Consider the following 17,232-nt stretch of genomic DNA (forward strand, 5'->3'; position numbering starts at 1 on the left):
GTTAGATCTCCGTCCGCCAGGGCCGGTCGACGGCGTCGGGCAGACGGTCGTAGATGAGGTTCTTCAAAGCCGATCCTGACTTGTTGAAATGCCGCTTAAGCAGCTTGATGCGGCTGGCGACAACATCCCACTCCGGCGTTGCTGCAAGAGAGGCCGCGGCGGCGGCACCCTGCGGCGTGGCTCGGAATTCGGCTCTGGCGCTGTTGCTGTAGGTGATCAAGCCGCGGGCAGCGAGTGAGCCGAGGACGCTGTAGTAGCGCTGGTCCCAGGGCCCGTACTTGTAGCGGGTCATACGGCTTTCGACCGCGAGGCGCTCGGGTGGTGTGGGGGCGGTTCCTACTGGCCACGACGCCTCGCCAGCAGGCAGGAGGCGTTCCAACATTGCTGGATAGCGCAGAAGAAAATCGAGTTTGGCGAGCTTGGTCAGGCCGTCGAGCCCGCCTTTGGGGGTGGTGAACTGTGAGATGAGCAGGAGGATGCGCGCCTCGTGGTAGTGGACCTCACGCTGCTCTGCCTGCCGCCTCTGAGCCCGCAGGCGCGCTACGGCGGTCTCGAAGTCGGCGCTATGGGTCATGAGGCTTCCTCATCCGTGTTGAAATTCTCGGAGAAGAAGAAGAGGCACTCGTCACACAACTGGTAGGCCAGACCTCGCAAATGCAGGTTGCTGAGCAAGAACGGCGGCGGCGACGGCAGAGCGTCGACCTTCAGTTTCTCGGCCAACAGGTCGTTCATCTTGACGCCGAACTCGCTGCCCTCGGCGACCTGAGCCCGCGCATGGCGTCGGCACTCGAAGGCCATCTCCAGCACGTCCATGGACAAGTTCAAAAGGTCGGTTTCATCCCCGGCCAGGCCGGAGCGGCGCTCGGACCAGGTCGTGTACCACGCGGAGCGGAGCCGTTCGGCGAATGCCGCCTCGTCCAAGGGAACCATGCCCCGGCGCAGCTTGCGGTCGAGCTTTGCCCCTCCCGGTGCCAGCACGGGCGTCTGACCTCGGGGGAACGTAGGCAGCTGAACCGTCGTGTACGCGATCGCCTGGCGCACGATCTCGCGGGTGATGCTGCGCCGGCCGATGCGCCGCTGCATCCGCGTGCTGTGACGGACCCGGCTCGGGTCGGCTATGTAGACAGCAAGTTGGCTGCGGTCGCTCTCATCCCGGTTGGCACGCTCGATCCGGTCCACGACGGCCCGGTAGGTGCTCTCAAGGTCGACATGCGCCAGCTGCAGTTGCTCGACGGCAGGTACCAGAAGTCGTTGGATGTTGACGTCGGTGATGTGTGCGCGCTGGGGTGGATCACAGGAGATCTCCAGGACTGCGAGGAAACGAAGAACCCTCTCCACGAAACCCGCTGGCACCTGGATGTCAGCGAGCTTGCTCACCTGGGGTGTGTCCGGGACGTTGGGATAGGGCTGCTTCCAACGGACTTTGAGCATTTGGCGGGCGATCGTCTCCGCCATAGAGGACAGCCCATCCGTGAGTTCCGGCTCCGGGCCGCACATCCGAGCCAGCGTGCCGGCATTACCCTTGATCGGACTCAGCGCCGCGTTCGTCGCCAGTCTGAGTCGGACATTGGCGGCACACTCGCATGCGCACCAGCGGTCAAAGAGATGGGTCAGACCGCCGCTCTTGCACAACTCCGTAAGCGACCAGGTGCCCTGATTTTCTTCGCGATGCTTGACCGATACCAGTTCCACTGAACCATCGGCCCACGCCACGACGAAGTCCTCGTGCCACTCGCAGACGACGAAGTCAATTGCGTTCTCCGTGAGCATGGCGAGACACTCTCGTGCGGCTACCTCCGCCTGGTACCGGTAACGGCCCAGCGTGTCCGAGCCGCTGTCTTCTTCCGGAGCCAGTTCGAAGATGGCGTGCGCTGAACCGTCTGAACTCTCCGACTCAGCGGGCGCTCTGGCGCCTTCAGCCCCAACACCCATGCCCGCCGTGTCGACCATCGACGCCCCCGATCCGGCCCCATATCAGGGCACGTCCCCCGCCGCTTCCATCCCAGCACCGGAATTGAAGATCCCTACCTTTATCACACTCCAGCACCACCACTGTCGGCGTACGGAGTGAAGTGCAGAGGTGCGTACGGATGAACGTGCAGAGCTGTCAAGCGACGTCGGTCTCGCGCTCGATGGCCTGGAGGCGGTTCTTGAGCCGGTAGCTGGGGCCGTTGATCGGGACGACTTCGCAGTGGTGCAGGAGTCGGTCGAGGATCGCGGTGGCGAGGACTTCGTCGCCGAAGACCTGGCCCCATTCGCTGAAGGTCTTGTTCGAGGTGAGGATGATCGAGCCCTTTTCGTAACGCTTGGAGATGACCTGGAAGACCAGGTTCGCCTCGGCGCGTTCGAGCGGCTGATAGCCGACCTCGTCGACCACGAGAACGCTCGGCCGCAGGTAGGAGCGGAGTTTGCTGGTCAACCGGCCGGCTGCTTCGGCGGCTTTGAGGTTGCGGACCATGTCGTCGAGGCTGGTGAAGTAGATCGAGTAGCCGGCCCGGCAGGCCGCGACCGCCAGCGCGATCGCGATGTGGGTCTTGCCGACTCCGGGCGGGCCGAGCAGGGCGGCGTTGGCCTTGGCCTCGACGAAGGACAGGGTGGCGAGGTCTTTGACCTTGCGCGGGTCGAGGTCGGGCTGGAACGAGAAGTCGTACTCATCAAGCGTTTTGTGGTGCGGCAGCCGGGAGAGTCGCAGGCCCTGGCGGAAGCGGCGGTCGTCGCGGACGGCGAGTTCTTCGGAGAGGACCAGGTCGAGGAAATCTTGGTAGCCGAGTTTTCCCTCGTCGGCCCGTCGGGTGAACTCGTTGATGGTTTCCGCGAGGTGGGGCAGGCCGAGCTTCGCGGCCGTGGTGCGGATGCGGTTGCCGGTCAGCTCGCTCACGACGATTCCTTCGGGGTGCGGTGGGTGGTGAAGGGGCGGGTGCCGGTCAGTTCGTCATAGACCGACAACGGCCGGCGGCCGACCACGACCTGGGTTGCGGCGGCCCTGTTCAGCAGGGCCTGCAAGGCCCCGGCCTCTTCACCCAGGGGCTGGTGGTGCCGCGGCTGGACGGGGATCTCGCCGGTGGTCGTGCGGCGGTTCTTGCCGGTGGGCAGCCCGTCCCAGTGGGTTTCCTCGACCACGCGAACCCCGCGGCCAACCGCCCTGCAATGTGTGGCCAGCAGCGTTTCGCCATCCGCGTCGGGAACCGTGGAATGCAGCATGACCTGCGACTTCGTCGCCCGGATCTCGACAAGCTGACGAGGGCGGACCTTGCGGGCGGGCACCGAGTAGAGGTTGCCGGCGAACGCGACCAGGCAGTCCTTGCCGACCGGCCGCAGGTGCCGTTCGGCCACCAGATACGGGGCCGTCGGGATCGGCCTGAGAGCCTCATGATCGCCCACCGCCCGCTCACCGATGACCTGCTGGTGAGTGCGGTGGGTCTGGGCCCGTCGCTGCGGCACCCAGGCCGCGAAAGCGGCGTCCATCTCCTCGACCGAGGAGAAGGCCCGCCCGGAGAGTACGTGGTCGCGGACGATCAGCACCTGCCGCTCGACCCGGCCCTTGCCCTGGGGGCGGTAGGCGGCCAGCACATCGATGTCGAAGTCGTAGTGCCCGGCGAACCCGACCGCTTCAGGATGCAGCGGAACCGCCTCACCAGGGGCGACGTGGCGGCGCACGACCGTCTTGGTGCGGTCGTAGACGACTGTCATGGGCACACCGCCGAAGTGCGCGAACGCCCGCCGGTGGCAGTCGAAGAAGGTCTCCAGGTCCTGGCTCGTGGTGAAACAGCAGAACGGATCACGGGAATACGACAAGGTCATGTGGAAGGAATAGACCTTCCCGATGCCCAGATGCGCGAGGATCTTGCCCTCGTCTCCCCAGTCCACCTGAGCCTGGGCGCCGGGGATCACCTCGAACCGCCGGTGCATCCCCGCCAACTCCCGCGGTGTGATCCCCAGTTCACCCGCAATCCTGGGACGGGCCTCTTGAACATAGAGCTTGACCCGCTGGTAGTTCCCGGTGAAGCCGTACTCCGCGACCAGCCGCTCGTGAATCACCGCGGCCTTCATCAGGATCTCGGCCCGCAGCATCGCATCGACCAGCGGGGAAACTTCGTCGATCACCCGCTTGCGCGGCCGTCCACTCACCCTCCGGCGCGGCGGCGCAGACGACTCGGCAGACAAGTACTTGCTGACCGTCCGCCAGTTGAGCCCTGTCTCCTTGGCGACCTCCGACACACTCATCGCCCCGGACTCCACCAAACCGCGGAACCGCCGGAGTTCCAGCCAGCGCTGCGGCTCCAAGACCATCGGCCCGCACCTCCCTGCCGCTTTGGACAACAGGCAACAGGGTGCCGAGCACCATTCCTCAGCACATCAAGAACTCTGCACGTTCATCCGTACGCGGCTTTGTGCGTTCATGCGTACGCCGACAACCACGTAACAGTCCGTCGCGATCTGCTGTCTGATCAGGCCTTCGTGCGCTCGCCTCGGGAAGGACGACGAGCGCTCATCAGGACAGACGCAAAAGACCCTCAGGAGCAGGGAAGCTGTCACAGTCCGGACCGTTTCTACGTGATTCATGGTCATGCTCCCCCTCTGCCCCGACCAAGAAGCGGGGGACGTGGCTCTGCCCCTCCCGAATCGAGTCATGTATCTGGGGACGCCACGGCCGATCGAGCCCGGCTTGATGCCCACCAGAGGCGATCACGATGCAGCCCTTCTGCCTGTCGGAAGATCCATGACCGCTTGTCTCAGAGAGACCGAGATCCAAGTTGGGCGACGAAGCCAGGTGCTCAGTGCGAGGTCGGCCTCCCTTAGCCGTTGAACGAGCGGCGCTAACCGTCGTCGGGCATCGCCCGGATCGTGCGTGTCGAGCAGCTTCGCCGCGGTGTCGAGCGCCGCACCGGTGGCCAGGCACCCTTGGGGCGGCACGGTGTAGGGCTTGGAGGTCTTCTTCTTGCCCAGAGTGTTGAGCAGGCGCTCAGCCTGCAAGACGCGGGAGGCGTACTCCGCATCGATGGCGGCGGCCAGACAAGGTGTGCTGGCGTGCTCGCGGGCGACGGGCCAGGACCGGAAGATCATCGCGACCGTGGCGCGCAGGTCGGCGAAATAGTGAGGGACGGGGACTGGTGCGCCGGCGCTCATCGCGGTCTCGGGTCCGCTCGCGACGAGCAGGTCAATGAGTTGTCGCTGTACTTGCAGGAGCACTGTCATGGTGGCCACGTCAGGTGCTGTGGATGCCGGATCCACCCAGGTCAGGTCGGCTGCGCAGGCTGTTTCGGATCGCTGTGATGTCTGCCGCGCGGTGAAACGGCACTGCCATGGGTGGAGTGTGTCGTCGGACAAGCGCGCGATGGCGTTTGCTGCCGGAGCGAACTGCGCGGGTGTTGCGCAGCGTGGGCATTGACTCTCGAGAAGGCGTTGGTGCTGAACGCACAGGAACGTTACGGGGAGCCTCCACAGTCGTCTCCACGCCCCACCGTGGAGATCCTGAATGGCGCTGCGGTCCCCGGTGAGGCATTGCGGACAGTACCGCGTGGAGCGGGTCAGGACCCATGGGTTGTCGTAGATCATTCGCGCTGGGGTACGGCGTGGGGTGAGCACGGGGTTCAGAGGCCCGTAGCGGTCTCCGAGCGGGGCGAGAAGCATGCCGCTTACCTCGGCAGGCATCAGCTGTGTGGAGCGGGCGAATCCCGTGAGGTGTTCGTCGTTCAGGTGGTGAAGAACGCCCAACGGCAGACGGGAGGGCAAACCCGTGCGGTCGGCAATCTCGCCGGGTGTCGTACCCAGCCTGTGGGCGAGCCGGAGTACGAATCCGGTGAGGGTCTCGTCGGGCAGCGGGTTGAGGCTGCGTGGCAGAGGGCGCATGGTCAGCCATTTCGCGGACCGCGGATGTAGGGCTCGGGGCTCGAACTGTCCGCTGGTCCCTTCGCTACTCCGAGAACCTCCTGCAGCGCAGAGGAAGTGCCTGGAAGGCGGGCGAGCTCCAGAAAGGTGTCCCGGTGCAGCGCCAAGGCGCTGCCGTAGAGCGGGCCTACAGCCATCCGAGTCCACTGCTTCTCGCGGCCGTCAAGGATGCGTTCGGCGATCCCCAGTACTGCGCCCATGGTCAGGGGGGATTCCAGAGGCGAGAGCAGCGAATTGATCCCGTATGGTCTCTTCGATGCGCCTGACGTGCGGCGTCGGCTGTCGCGAAGTCGCTGCTCTGCTTCCCGTCCGATGGCTTGGGCCAGGGCACGTGTCGCCGCAAATCCGCTGGCCTCCGGCCAAGAGGCCAGGACTAGGGTGGCCACGACACGCAGGTCAATGAAGTACTGCGCGACAGGCACGAGCTGGCCGCAACTGTTGACTCTCTGAGGCCCGTCGGATGACAACAGCGTATCCAAGCGATGCTGGAGGGCCAGCAGCATGCCGAGGGAGTCCTCGTCACCCAACGCGCGGAGAGAGCGAACACTGGCGAGGTCCGTCCCGCAGACCGAGCGTCGTCCCGTGCCCGTCTGCGGTGCAGGAGACGTGGCTCGGCACTGGGTGGGGTGAAGATCTTCCGTGCCTGGGCGAGCGATCAAGCCGTTGGGGGCGAACTGGGCGGGGGCTCGGCACTTGGGACAGGTGCGGCTCAGGAGTTGCTGGTGTCGCGAACACGCAAAAACCACCGGAAGCCGCCAGGCCCGTTTCCAGGCACCTCCGTAAAGGCGTCCCAGCGGGCCGTCATCACCCGCGAGGCATGGCGGGCAGTACTGGGAGGTCCGCATGAAGACCCAGCGGTTGGGGCGGCCCAGCTGCTGTGGGCTCGTCCACGGCCGGTATAGGTGGCTCACGAGGCCATATCGATGGCCCATGGGGGCAAGCAACAGCTTGCCGGCCTCCGCCACAGTCAGGTCTGCCGCGCGCGCCGCCCGGACAAGGCGTGGCTTATCCATGTCCGCGAGCAACCACGGCGAGACGACTCCAGGTGCGGCGCTCATCTCGTCCATCAGCCCCATACGAGACGCGATTTGAGCCGGGGTCGTGCCGTTGTGGCGAGCGAGGCGTAGAAGGAAGCCGACAAGGGTCTCGTCGTCGAGCGGGTCGAGGCTGCGTGACAGTCGGCGGTGAGTCATCCTTCGGCCGCCGAAGGGGTGCCTCGGTCGTCGTAGACGCTGTTGCGGCCCCTTCTGGGCCTCGGCCCTGGTTTCCGCTTCGGAGCGGTGTCGACGTCGGGGATCTCTCCGGCTTCGGCGTCCCGCCCGTCGTCTCTGCCGGGAACGTTGCCCAGATTGATCGTGATCTCGTCGAGGAGGTCGGTAGTCAGGTCCTCTAGGCCGCTCTCCATGGCTTTGACCAGTCCGTCCTCGGCCAGCCGCCGCAGGAGACCGACGATGCCGTGGGTCCGGCGATAGAGGTACTCGGGCATCTCGCCTTCGGACAGCGTGCCCGGGCCGGCGTTGAAGAGCCGGATCTGGTTCTCGATGCCGACAAGATGGTCGACGAATGCCGCGATGCCCGCGTCGCTGCTGTAGTCGAACGGGGCAAGGTTGACCAGATCGAAGCGGCGTTCCGTCTGGGTGGAGGCGTCGGGGTTGTAGCTCTTGCCTTTCTTCAGCGGGGCGTAGACCCACTGTTTAGTGCGGGGGTCGTGCCAGCCCTCCCTGAGCAGTCCGGAGCGAGGGATGTTCACACCGATGAGGACGAGCGTGACGTCCAGGTCCATCAGGCCTCGGATCAGGTCGAGAGTGTCCTGGTCGTCCTCCCGGTGCATCTTCAGGCGCGTGATGTCGTCGATCAGCAAGACGGTGGTGGCGTGCGCTTTGATCGATTCGCGGACGTTGCGGATCATGCCGCGCAGGTTCTTGCCGTAGGGGGCGCCGTAGAAGTCGAGAATCGCCTCACACAGGCCGATCGGGGTCGCTTTGACCGGGGTCTGGCAGTAGGCGACCGGTGCGATCAGGTCCCGGGTCCCAGGCATCGGGTCGAGGTAGTAGGCGGGGTACCGCTCGAACAGGTCGCGCCAGGTGTCCTCGAACTCGGCGGCGGTCCGGCAGGCAGTCTCCGTTTTGCCCTGGTAGCCACCGCCGTTGATCATCAGTCCGTCGAGAGTGCTCGGGCCGATGCGCATTGCGTTGTTCTGGATGCGAGAACGCATCAGCGTGGTGACCACCGCGCTCATCGGAGTCTCTTCCATCCGCATGTTTACGTGCGTGGCCGCGCGATGCAGGTCGTGCAGCGACCTCTTGCGCGGGCTCAGCAGTCGGTACTCGGCCAGGGAGATCTTCTTGACCGGCACGAACAGCTCGCGTGTCCTGCGGAACTCCTGCCAGCCCTCGTAAGTGGTCCTGTCCGGCCGGGGGCCGAAGCGTAGGAACGGCACGGGCTCGTCCGGTGCCTCTGGGAGCCGGTCGCTCATCTCACTTCTCCTCCGCCGCCTGCGGACCGGACCCCTGCAGTTCTGTGGGTGGATCGCCGGGTGTGTCATCGTCGTCCGCGATCACGAAGAGGTTGCGGCCGCGGCGGCTCGATCCAAGGGAGGCAGGCTGCGACGGCCGCAGTGGCCCAGCCGCTTCGCGCCGCCGACGCCGATGGGTGTCCAGACTCCGTGTGGCCTGCCGGGCCCGTTCCCACAACGGCAGCTCCGCTTCAGGCACACCGGCGGCGGCCAGCAGCGGCGACTCGCCCCGTTCCTGCGATTGTGGTCGGTCCGCAGCGGCTGCCTGGGCCTGGGCGATCTCCCGCGCCTGCTGCATGCGCTGGGACTTGGTCATCTGGGACGGCCAGCTCTCGACCGGATCGACCGCTCCCAGCATCTCCAGGAGAATCGGAACGAGCTCGGTGTCAGAGCGCGGCTTGAGTCCTGCTTCTCGTACTCGGTTGAGAAGTTCTTCAACCCGGGTATCCCCGAAGGCCGGGATCTCGCCCTCCGGCGGCAGGCCCGTCCAGCGTAGGGCGTGCCACTCGTGTGTGTCGGGGTCCTGGAAGTACACCACCCGCCGGTCCCGGGGTTCGCGGTGGATGACCCACTGCTGTTTGTACCGGCCGCCTCGCGCCGATTGCCGGCCGGGACGGTGCAGCAGCTCGGCGTCGTACCAGAGACCTTTGACCTTCACGCCTCGCCGGTAGATCCGCTTCACATGATGCTCGGGCAGAAAGCGGTAGTACGTCTCCGGTGACGGGATGTCCAGGTCGAAGCCCTCCTGAGCGAAGGAGGCAGCGAACAGAGTGTTGGGGCTGTGATCACCGCCTGGATCCCAGCTGGGTGCGAACTCGGCGAGCCTGCGGTTTTGCCAGGTCTTCACGACCCAGGTCGCGATGAAGTGTTCCATCTCGGTGAAGGTCAGTACCGCGTCGCCCTCCGGGTCGGCGCCACGGTCGGCAACATCGATTCCCGTGTAGCCGGGAAGCTTCTCGAACAGCAGCGATCGGATGCTGCCAAAGACACGCTCCACCGCGCTCTTGTCCTGCGGGCGCAAAACACGAGCCGGCAGGATCCGGCATCCCATCGCCTCCTGAACATCCACGAGATGGTGGTTGCGGTAGACAGAGCCATGGTCGGAGGTGATGGTCTCGGGAGTGAAGAACGGCAGTGCGGCCACCTTGTGCCCCGCGAACTCGGAGACCACTGCGGCCGGCAGCCCGGGGTAGGGCCACTCCATGTCCTCGCCCCACTCCGCCCGCATCGGCAGCGGCAGCATGACGTCCCGCAGGACCATCGCGACGTCCACGGAGGAGTCCGACACCAGCGTGAGCCGGAAGGCGCAGATGGAGTGGGTGTATACGTCGAGCGCCAGGGTGAGGTGGACAGTGACCGGATCCCCGAAGACATTCTCGCGGACCATCACCGGGAGGATCGTGGTGTCCAGGGCGACAACCTGGCCCGGCCGCGTCACGAGCACATGTCCGTTCTTGGTGGGCAGTTCAGCCGAACGCTGGTACCGCGGTCGGGCGCCACCCGGCCCAAACCACTCTTTCCACACCCGCAGGAGGGTGTGATAGCTCGGGACCTCGATCTCAGCGTCCTTGAAGGTCTCCCGCACATAGCGCTGGATCATGATCTCGCGGGTTCGTGCGCTCACCCGGGAGCGGTGCAGCGTCTCCTGCCTCACTGCGAAGATCGCCTCACGGACTTCTTCGCAGATGCTCGGGTGTCCTCCGCTGGCACGCAGCCACCGGTGATCGGCACAGCCGATGACGCCGTACTTCCTGCGCCGGCGTTCCCACCGTTCAAGCGTGCGCACTCCGACGTGGGCGACGCCCAAGAGCAGTCTGGTCTCCTCGGGCCGCAGCGTCGATAGCTCGGCGGCCTTCGCCGCCCGTCGCTCGGTCAGCGTCGTGCGGTCCGGGTCGTACTCGGGACGCGGCTCACCCGGCTCAGGACGGAACGGATCACCGCTGCGGAAGCCGCACTTCACCTCCATCAGGTGGGCGAAGCGCTGCTCCATCAAGGGGCGCTTCTCCGGCTTCACATCGCTCCATGTGGCCGACTGGCGCCCTCGGTCCGCCCCTTCCGCAGCCGTGCGTGACGACGGTCTGCAATTCGGGTCGTTGACCAAGAAGCGGAAGCTCACCCGCTGGCGATCACCGTCCGCCCGCACCAGGTGGACCCGCCCCAGATGCGGCTCCTGCCGCTCGACCAGCCACTCCACGTCGTTAAGCACAATGCCTGCTCCGGGCGAGAGGTCCAGGGCAGCTGAAGCATTCACGAGGCACCTCCTGCCAGAACCACTCGCGACCTGTCCGTCAGCGGATGAGAAAGGTCGATCCCGAGCCTGCGGTGCCACAACAGGTGCAGCAGATGAGCCCGGGCCACCGGCCAGTACGCCTGAGCGGCCGCCAGCTCTCCGAACGTCACGCCCTCTGCGGCGTGGGCGAGCAGACCGGCCTGGACCCCGAGCATGTCCCGCGTTGGACGACGCCTTCCGTACATCGCGCCGATCGTGGACCGCACCTGCGGACGCCACTCGGACACGACCGTGTAGTGCCACCCGCAAGCGACTGCCACTTCCTTGGCCGCTGCGAAAGACTGCAAGTCTTCGGGCTTGATCAGGGGCCTGGGCCGCACATCGATCAGCCAGGTGCCCGTCTTCGTGACCGCGAAGAAGTCGGGCGTGTGCTTGCGCCATTTCTCCGCGGTGCGAAACCGAATGCACAGCGGCTGCGACAGCACCTCGACCAGATCACCGGCAAAGTCCATTGCCACCAGCAACTGATCCTCTTCGAGGCTCTCGAATGCGTGCAGCCGCCCGGTCGCCAGCAACGGTCCCAGGCCAGGCCGATGCCTCTGATCCCGCCGCCAGGTAAAACCCCGCATCGGGCCGCGGCCCGCCACAGGGACCTGCCCCAGATGGCGTACCAGGCCCGTCACCTCGTTCCCGGCGTACCTCCACGTCGCGGTCCACCGGTTCGCCCAGCCGTCGGACAGGTCCAGGGCATCCCGCCCCGCATCCAGGGGGACGGGCACCAGCAGATCCCTCCATGTACACCGGTGGGACCACAGAGAACCGAGCTCGTACGGAAACGGAGCCTTATTGCCAGCCAACCCAGATACGCCCTCGGTTTCGCTCATGCCTCAAGGGAAGCTGCTTGCCTCCTGACAGGGAGGCGATCTTCGAAGTTGGCGACAACTTGGCTGCAAAGAGCGCTGAGCACGTCAGGAACGATGCGAATCCGACGACAGATGTCGCGCTCAGGGCCTCAAGAAAGGCCAGGTCGGCACGCGAAATGACGACACCTATCGTGCTCAGTCACAGTTGTTGTGACGCGCAGCGGCGCCTGTCACTTCGTCGCCGGAACGACCGGCCCGAGCGTGCGCAGCGCCTGGAGCAGGACCCGTACCGGCGGGGTCGGCGGGCCGGGTGGCAGGGCGAGTGAGGTGGGCACGGACGGCGCGGCCAGCGGGCGCAGTGCCACGCGGGGCAACTGCGGCAGCGCGCCGACCTCGTAGAACACGGTCCATGAGGGTTCTGCGGCGGCTCCGATCGCGGTGAGCGTCGCCTGGAGGTCGGTGAACGGCGGGCCCTGCGGCGGTTCGGCCCCGGCCTCGCGCAGCGACCGTCGGACGAGGTCGTGGAAGGGAGGGTTGTGCTCCCGCGCGGCGAGCCGCAGCGGCAGCGCGGACAGTGCGTCGAGGCCGAGTACGGGGAGGTCGGCCAGCGGATGGTCCGCGGGTACGGCCGCGTACAGCGGATCGCGCCACACCTCCAGCAGCTCGAGCCCGTGAGCGGTGGGGGCGGTGGGGGCGGCCCGTACCAGCGCCGCGTCGAGCTCCCCGGTGCGCACTGCGGCCAGCCGCTCGGCGACCGGCAGCCGCCGCAGTTGGACCTGCAACTTCGGTACGAGGGCGGAGAGTTCGCCGACCAGCCGGTAGATCCGGTCGCCGGGCCCTTGAACGGTGCCCAGGCGCAGCACCCCGTCGCGGCCGGCCGCGATGTCGGCGGCCACCTGCCGGGCGCGGTCCGCGGCGGCGAGTACCGCGTACGCCTCGGGCAGCAGCCGCTCGCCCGCGCCGGAGAGGCGCACCCGGCGCGTGGTGCGGTCGAAGAGCGCGACGCCCAGGGAGCGTTCGAGGCGGCGGACCTGCTGGCTCACTGCGGACTGGACGATGTTCAGCCGCTCGGCGGCCCGCCCGAAGCCGCCTTCTTCCGCCACGGCGACGAAGTATTTCCACTGCCTCAGTTCCACGGCTGCCTCAGTTCCACGGCGCTGCTCCGCTCCCGTCGCCCGCCGACTCATCACGAACGGTGATTTCTGGAGGCGACAACTGCCGGTGGTACCCGACTCCTTCCCGCGCTGTCATGGAGTGCGGCGCAAGTGCGGCACATCAGCCGCCCCGCACGACGCAAGGAGCAGACGTCATGGCTGACAAGGACAGAGCGCTGATCGTACGCACGGGCGAGGCCGAGCAGGTGCCGCTCCCGCACGGCGGCGCCTTCCACCTGCTGGCCGATGCGAGCAGCACCGGCGGTGCGCTGGGCGCCAACCGCCTGACCCTCGGCGAGGGTGCGGTCGGCGCCCGCCCCCACTACCACGCACTGTCGACCGAGCTGTTCTACGTGCTCGACGGCGTCATGGAGTTCACGCTGGCCGGCCGTACGGAGACCGTGGCCGCGGGCGGCATGGTCTGTGTCCCGCCCGGTCTAGGGCACTCCTTCGGCGCCGCTCCCGGTTCGACGGCGGACCTGTTCGCCGTACTGACCCCGGGCATCGACCGCTTCGAGTACTTCCGCACCCTGAGCCGAATCCAGCACGGGCAGGCGGACTTCAGCGAGCTCCTTCCCGAACAGGACCGCTACGACGTGCACTTCCTCTGACACACCACGCGAACCCGCCGCCTGCACCCCCCGCCCGGAAATGCATTCGACGGACCGGGACCCGGCCGACATGATCCCTCGGTGACAACACCGCAGCAGAAGCAGCAGCCCCTGCCCCTCGCCCTGTCCGCCGCCCGCAACAACGCCGAATGGTGCGCGGCGATGAGCCGGTCGCACGGCCTGAAGAGCGAGTTCGGCGACCAGGCCTGGGCCGCCCCCGCCCGTACGCCGCTCTACTACCCCGACGCCGTGACGCTGGCCCCGGGCGCCGCACCGGACGCGCTGGTCCCCCGTATCGACACTGCCTCACCCGGCGCATCCGTCAAGGACAGCTTCGCCGACCTCGATCTGGCGGGGAGCGGCTTCGGGGTGCTCTTCGAGGCGCAGTGGATCCACCGCCCGGCCGGTCCGGCCGCACCGGCACCTGGCCTGGCCTGGGAGGTGGCGAAGACCCCGGAAGCCCTGCGGGCCTGGGCGCTGGCCTGGGACGGCGGGGACGGCCACGCCGCTCTCTTCGGGCCCGAACTGCTCGACGAACCCGACCACTTCGTCATCTCCGTACGGTCGTCCGACGGGGCCCGCGTGGTCGCCGGAGCGGTGGCCAGCCGCAGTGCGGACGTGGTCGGCCTCTCCAACGTGTTCACCGGGGAGGACGGCCCCGAGTCGGCCTGGCCCGCCGTGCTCGGCGCGGCGCACGCACTCTTCCCCGGCCTCCCGGTCGTCGGCTACGAGGCGGGCGACGACCTCGCCGTCGCCCTGCGCCACGGCTTCGAGCCGGTCGGCCCGCTGCGGGTGTGGCTGCACGGGCTCTAGTCGCGTAAGGCCTTCCTGGCCGCGACGACCACGAAGTTGGTCAGGTGTACGTAGCTCTCGATGCCCGGCGTGGCCGGCGCGGCCTCCTCGGCGACCGCCGGAGGGAGTCCCGGCTCGGCCAGTTCGGTGAAGTGCAGTCCGAGGGGCGGGAGTTCCTTGAGGTAGGCGGAGAGCGGGCGGTGGTAGTCGGGGGCGTGGGTCTGCGGGATCTCGTACTCCTCCAGGTAGCGGGTGAGGCGGTACGCGCCGTGGGTGCGCCAGGGGGCGAGGAGCTGCTCGAAGGCGGGATGGTTGACCGTGAAGATCAGCTGCCCGCCGGGGCGGAGGGCGTCCGCGCAGGCCCGCAGGGCGGGCTTCCAGTCGGGGACGGTCGACAGCACCATGCTGCATACGACCGCATCGAATTCGCCCTCCAGCGGCGGCAGTTGAGTGATATCGGCGCGAACGTACGTGACCCCGCGAGGCTGCGCGGCCTCCTGCTCGCAGGCGTACGCGTACATCGTCCCGGTGGGTTCGACGGCCGTGACCCGCGCGCCCCGCGCGGCGAGGAGGCGGCTGAGGTAGCCGGTGCCGCTGCCCGCGTCCAGGATGCGGCTCTCGCGTACGTCGCCGAGCATGCGCAGCAGTACCGGGTTGATCAGGTGGCGCTTGGCGAAGTCGCCGTCGGGGCCCATGGCGTCCAGGGCAGTGCGCGGGATGTCGTTCCAGCGGGCTATCGCGTCGTCGTTGGACGGCTGCGGCGCGGAAGGGGTCATCGCGGGAGCCCAGGGCCGTTGTCAGTGGTGCGTGCCATGCTGGATTGTGTGGATCTGGAGGATTTGGCACGACTGCGACGGGCGCGGGACACGATGGACCGGTTCTACGCCCAGCCCCTCGACGTGCCCGCGCTGGCGAAGGTCGCACTCATGTCGCCGGGGCACTTCTCGCGCAGTTTCCGCGCCGCGTACGGGGAGACTCCGTACAGCTATCTCATGACCCGCCGCGTCGAGCGCGCGAAAGCGCTGCTGCGGCGCGGGGACAGAAGCGTGACGGAGGTCTGCTTCGAGGTCGGATGTACGTCGCTGGGGTCCTTCAGCTCGCGGTTCACGGAGCTGGTCGGGGAGTCGCCGAGCGCATATCGGGCCAGGTCGCACGGGGCTGATGCGTCGGCGGGGGCCATTCCGGCCTGTGTGGAGAAGGTGGTGACCCGGCCCGGCGGGCGGCGCGGGAAACCGGTCAGTTCTGGAGAAGCGCCGGACGGCCCGTCGCCGTAACTTCGAAGACATGGACATCAACCTCTCCCAGTGCTTCATCGCCGTCGACGACCACGACAAGGCGCTCACCTTCTACCGCGACGCGCTCGGCCTCGCCGTGCGCAACGACGTCGGCTACGAGGACATGCGGTGGGTCACCCTCGGCGACGCCGACCGCCCCGGCGGCGTCGAGATCGTGCTCGAACCCCCGCTCGCCGACCCCAACGCCCCCGCCGCCGACCGCAAGGCCATGTCGGAGCTCCTCGCCAAGGGCTTCCTGCGCGGGGTGATCTTCTCGACCCCCGACTGCGACGCCACCTTCGAGAAGGTGCGCGAGGCGGGCGGCGAGGTCATCCAGGAGCCGATCGACCAGCCGTACGGCGTCCGCGACTGCGCGTTCCGCGACCCGGCGGGCAACATGATCCGCTTCACGCAGGCGAAGTAGCGGTACGGGTCCGGGGCGCGTCCGCGCGGGCGCGCCCCGCGAGGGCGACCACCAGCGCCACGGGCACGAGCAGCAGCGCGAACGCGCCCCCGTATCCCGGCAGTTCGCCCTGCCGCGCCAGCACCGCGTTGAAGAGCGCGGACGCCACGCCCAGCACCACGATCTGGCCCAGGTTCTGCGTGGTCTGCATCGCGGCGCTCGCGTAGCCCTGGCGATCGGCCGGGGTGTGGTGCAGCGAGAGCAGGGTGAGGGAGGGGGCGAGCAGGCCCATCCCGACCGCCGCCACCACCATGGAGGGGGCGGCCGTCACGGGCGGTACGGACGGCAGCGTGCCGACCAGCGCCAGCACGACCGCCGCCGCGAGCAACAGCGCGCCCGCGATCACCACCCGGTGCCTGGGGAAGCGCCCCAGCCACCGGCTCTGCACCCACGCCGCACCAGCCCAGAACACCGCCGCCCCGGTGAAGGCCAGCCCGGTCACGACGGCGGGCACCTCCCGTACGGTCAACAGCATCAGCGGCACGAACGCCTCCAGGGTGAAGAAGACCCCCGACGCCAGCCCCCGCAGCAGCACCGACGCGGGCAGCCCACGCCCGGCCCGCAGCGTGCCCGGCGGCAGCAGCCGGGGCGCGAACACCCCGAGCACGGCGAGCGCGGCCACCGCGTACAGCAGGTGCGTGAGGTCCCAGCCGGACGCCGCGTACTGCCCGAGCGCCGCGCCGACACTCACCGCGACGGCCACCAGGAGACCCGGCCGGTGCGCCACGTCCCCTTCCGCATCAGCCTTTTCGTACGGTACGGAGCTGCCGCGCTCGCGCAGCAGGAGCAGCACCGCGAGTGCCGGGAGGGCGGTCAGCACGGCGAGGCCGAGGAAGACCGTGCGCCAGGACCATGTCTCCGCGACCAGCCCGGCAACCGGGGGTCCGACCAGGGACGGCACGATCCAGCTGGTGCTGAGGAGGGAGAGGGCGCGGGGGCGCAGCTCCTCGGGGTAGTTCTGGGCGACGGCGGCGTTGACGGCGACGGCGGTCATTCCGGCGGCGAGTCCGTCGAGGAAGCGTCCGGCGGCGAGCTGCCAGACGCTGCCGCTCAGCCCGGAGACGATGAGGGTGAGCACGGCGAGGAGGGTTCCGGCGGCCAGCGGGCGGCGTGCGCCGGAGCGGTCGGCCCAGGTGCCGCCGAGGACTCCGCCGAGCAGGCTCGCGGCGACGAAACACCCTGCCACCAGGGGGAAGAGGGCCACCCCGTCGAGTTCGCGGGCGGCCACCGGGAGGGTGGGCACCACCGCGAGGGCGGCGAAACCGGTCAGGAACATCACCGCGGTGATGCCGGCGGTGAGGCCCGCGTACGGGCGGGAGAACAGCCCGGCGGGCTTCGGCTCGGGGGCCGGGTGCCCCGGTCGTACGGGCGTCCCGGCAGTCTCTTCCGTCACAGGCGGAGAAGCTATGCGGGGGAAGTCCGGGGCGCCACCGGATTTCCC

16 protein-coding genes and 2 pseudogenes are annotated in these 17,232 nt (G+C 68.0%); 4 read left to right on the forward strand and 14 right to left on the reverse strand.

Annotated features, from left to right (window positions below; translation table 11 throughout):
- Position 1: 1 nt before the first annotated feature.
- From IE269_RS08730 to IE269_RS08775, 12 genes and pseudogenes are all read right to left on the reverse strand, one after another.
- Positions 2–574, reverse strand: coding sequence for a hypothetical protein (locus tag IE269_RS08730; protein ID WP_189822241.1), 573 nt, complete (start codon positions 572–574; stop codon positions 2–4).
- Positions 571–1,950 (reverse strand): dsDNA nuclease domain-containing protein, encoded by a 1,380-nt coding sequence (locus tag IE269_RS08735; protein ID WP_189822242.1) that lies wholly within the window; start codon positions 1,948–1,950, stop codon positions 571–573. Before IE269_RS08735 ends, IE269_RS08730 begins: the two co-directional genes overlap by 4 nt.
- 157 nt (positions 1,951–2,107) lie before the next feature.
- Positions 2,108–2,878 carry an IS21-like element helper ATPase IstB gene (gene istB / locus IE269_RS08740; RefSeq protein ID WP_189822243.1) on the reverse strand — a complete coding sequence of 257 codons (771 nt, stop codon included), beginning with the start codon at positions 2,876–2,878 and terminating at the stop codon, positions 2,108–2,110.
- Positions 2,875–4,290, reverse strand: coding sequence for an IS21 family transposase (gene istA, locus IE269_RS08745; protein WP_189822244.1), 1,416 nt, complete (start codon positions 4,288–4,290; stop codon positions 2,875–2,877). Before istA ends, istB begins: the two co-directional genes overlap by 4 nt.
- A gap of 396 nt (positions 4,291–4,686) precedes the next feature.
- Entirely contained in the window at positions 4,687–5,205 is a 519-nt protein-coding gene (locus tag IE269_RS43010; RefSeq protein WP_229897572.1) for a hypothetical protein, read from the reverse strand.
- 201 nt (positions 5,206–5,406) lie between these two features.
- A pseudogene (locus IE269_RS43015) lies at positions 5,407–5,850 on the reverse strand (TniQ family protein); the annotation flags it as partial.
- Between the two features lie 2 nt (positions 5,851–5,852).
- On the reverse strand, positions 5,853–6,392 hold the full coding sequence (locus IE269_RS08755; RefSeq protein ID WP_189822246.1) for a hypothetical protein: 540 nt from the start codon (positions 6,390–6,392) through the stop codon (positions 5,853–5,855).
- Between the two features lie 267 nt (positions 6,393–6,659).
- Positions 6,660–7,082: pseudogene (locus tag IE269_RS43745) on the reverse strand (TniQ family protein); the annotation flags it as partial.
- Positions 7,079–8,365, reverse strand: a complete 1,287-nt coding sequence (locus IE269_RS08760; RefSeq protein ID WP_229897487.1) for an AAA family ATPase — start codon at positions 8,363–8,365, stop codon at positions 7,079–7,081. The gene IE269_RS08760 and the pseudogene IE269_RS43745, both read right to left, overlap by 4 nt.
- 1 nt (position 8,366) lies before the next feature.
- Complete coding sequence (locus tag IE269_RS08765; protein ID WP_229897489.1) at positions 8,367–10,655, reverse strand: transposase; 2,289 nt, start codon at positions 10,653–10,655, stop codon at positions 8,367–8,369.
- Positions 10,652–11,518, reverse strand: coding sequence for a TnsA-like heteromeric transposase endonuclease subunit (locus IE269_RS08770; protein ID WP_189822247.1), 867 nt, complete (start codon positions 11,516–11,518; stop codon positions 10,652–10,654). The genes IE269_RS08765 and IE269_RS08770 overlap by 4 nt, the downstream gene beginning before the upstream one ends.
- A 209-nt stretch (positions 11,519–11,727) precedes the next feature.
- Positions 11,728–12,633: a LysR family transcriptional regulator gene (locus tag IE269_RS08775; RefSeq protein WP_189822248.1), complete on the reverse strand. Its 906-nt coding sequence runs from the start codon at positions 12,631–12,633 to the stop codon at positions 11,728–11,730.
- A 173-nt stretch (positions 12,634–12,806) separates the two neighbouring features.
- Here IE269_RS08775 and IE269_RS08780 point away from each other — a divergent pair, with 173 nt between their 5' ends.
- Both IE269_RS08780 and IE269_RS08785 read left to right on the forward strand, forming a co-directional pair.
- A complete protein-coding gene (locus IE269_RS08780; protein ID WP_189822249.1) occupies positions 12,807–13,262 on the forward strand; it encodes a cupin domain-containing protein in 456 nt (151 codons plus the stop codon).
- Positions 13,263–13,424: 162 nt separating this feature from the next.
- Positions 13,425–14,075: a hypothetical protein gene (locus IE269_RS08785; RefSeq protein ID WP_229897544.1), complete on the forward strand. Its 651-nt coding sequence runs from the start codon at positions 13,425–13,427 to the stop codon at positions 14,073–14,075.
- Here IE269_RS08785 and IE269_RS08790 read toward each other — a convergent pair.
- Positions 14,072–14,830 carry a class I SAM-dependent methyltransferase gene (locus IE269_RS08790; protein ID WP_229897491.1) on the reverse strand — a complete coding sequence of 253 codons (759 nt, stop codon included), beginning with the start codon at positions 14,828–14,830 and terminating at the stop codon, positions 14,072–14,074. The genes IE269_RS08785 and IE269_RS08790 overlap by 4 nt on opposite strands.
- A gap of 36 nt (positions 14,831–14,866) precedes the next feature.
- On the opposite strand from IE269_RS08790, the gene IE269_RS08795 reads away from it, so the two are divergent.
- Both IE269_RS08795 and IE269_RS08800 read left to right on the forward strand, forming a co-directional pair.
- The gene (locus tag IE269_RS08795; RefSeq protein ID WP_189822251.1) at positions 14,867–15,328 is read left to right on the forward strand and encodes a helix-turn-helix transcriptional regulator; all 462 of its coding nucleotides are present in this window, start codon (positions 14,867–14,869) and stop codon (positions 15,326–15,328) included.
- A 10-nt stretch (positions 15,329–15,338) separates the two neighbouring features.
- The gene (locus IE269_RS08800; protein WP_189822252.1) at positions 15,339–15,752 is read left to right on the forward strand and encodes a VOC family protein; all 414 of its coding nucleotides are present in this window, start codon (positions 15,339–15,341) and stop codon (positions 15,750–15,752) included.
- On the opposite strand, the gene IE269_RS08805 is transcribed toward IE269_RS08800, so the two are convergent.
- Complete coding sequence (locus tag IE269_RS08805; protein WP_438817528.1) at positions 15,736–17,184, reverse strand: MFS transporter; 1,449 nt, start codon at positions 17,182–17,184, stop codon at positions 15,736–15,738. The genes IE269_RS08800 and IE269_RS08805 overlap by 17 nt on opposite strands.
- Positions 17,185–17,232: the final 48 nt, after the last annotated feature.

The sequence above is a fragment of the Streptomyces spiroverticillatus genome (assembly GCA_014650415.1).
GTDB classification, from domain to species: domain Bacteria; phylum Actinomycetota; class Actinomycetes; order Streptomycetales; family Streptomycetaceae; genus Streptomyces; species Streptomyces spiroverticillatus.